This window comes from Sedimentitalea arenosa (genome assembly GCF_016428585.1).
GTDB classification, from domain to species: Bacteria; Pseudomonadota; Alphaproteobacteria; order Rhodobacterales; family Rhodobacteraceae; genus Sedimentitalea; species Sedimentitalea arenosa.
In genome coordinates, this window is the sequence record NZ_JAELVR010000025.1 from 1 (window position 1) to 1,114 (window position 1,114).

Below are 1,114 nucleotides of genomic sequence, written 5' to 3' on the forward strand. Positions count from 1 at the left end.
ATGCGCACGCGAGCGGCTGTTGCGATGGAGGCGGGGAAGCCGCTGGAGGTGATGGAGGTCAATCTCGAGGGTCCGCGGGCGGGCGAGGTTCTGGTTGAAATCAAGGCGACGGGGCTGTGCCACACCGACGAGTTCACCCGCTCGGGCGCCGATCCCGAGGGGCTCTTCCCCGCCATTCTCGGCCACGAGGGCGCGGGCGTGGTGGTCGAGATCGGCCCCGGCGTCACCAGTCTCGAGGTCGGCGACCACGTGATCCCGCTCTACACGCCCGAGTGCCGGACCTGCGAGTACTGCCTCAACCCCAAGACGAATCTCTGCCAGTCGATCCGGGTGACCCAGGGCCAGGGGCTGATGCCCGACGGCACCAGCCGGTTCTCGATGCTGGATGGCACGCCGATCCTGCATTACATGGGCTGCTCGACCTTCGCCAACCATACGGTGCTGCCGGAAATCGCGCTGGCCAAGGTCCGCAAGGACGCGCCGTTCGACAAGATCTGCTATATCGGCTGCGGCGTCACCACCGGCATCGGGGCGGTGATCAACACCGCCAAGGTCGAGATCGGCTCCCGCGCCATCGTCTTCGGGCTCGGCGGGATCGGTCTGAACGTGATCCAGGGGCTGCGGCTGGCCGGGGCGGACCAGATCGTCGGCGTCGACCTGAACCCCGACAAGGCCACGATGGGCAAGCGGTTCGGCATGACCGATTTCGTCAACCCGTCCGAGGTGTCGGGCGATCTGGTGGCGCACCTGGTCGAGCTGACCGGGGGCGGGGCGGATTACACGTTCGACGCCACCGGCAACGTGGGCGTCATGCGCACGGCGCTGGAGGCCGCGCACAAGGGCTGGGGCGAGAGCATCATCATCGGCGTCGCCCCCGCCGGCGCCGAGATCAGCACGCGGCCCTTCCAGCTGGTCACCGGACGCAGCTGGCGCGGCACCGCCTTCGGCGGCGCCCGCGGCCGCACCGACGTGCCCAGGATCGTCGACTGGTACATGGACGGCAAGATCGAGATCGACCCGATGATCACCCACACCCTCACGCTGGACCAGATCAACCACGGCTTCGACCTCATGCACGAAGGAAAATCCATTCGTGCGGTCGTGGAGTATTGAG

The 1,114-nt window shown here is 67.4% G+C and carries 1 protein-coding gene; it reads left to right on the plus strand.

Features of this window, described 5'->3' with window-relative positions; translation table 11 throughout:
* Positions 1 to 1,113: S-(hydroxymethyl)glutathione dehydrogenase/class III alcohol dehydrogenase (locus JF290_RS19395; protein ID WP_199026553.1), on the plus strand; the 1,113-nt coding region annotated here is incomplete at its 5' end.
* Between the last annotated feature and the right edge of the window lies 1 nt (position 1,114).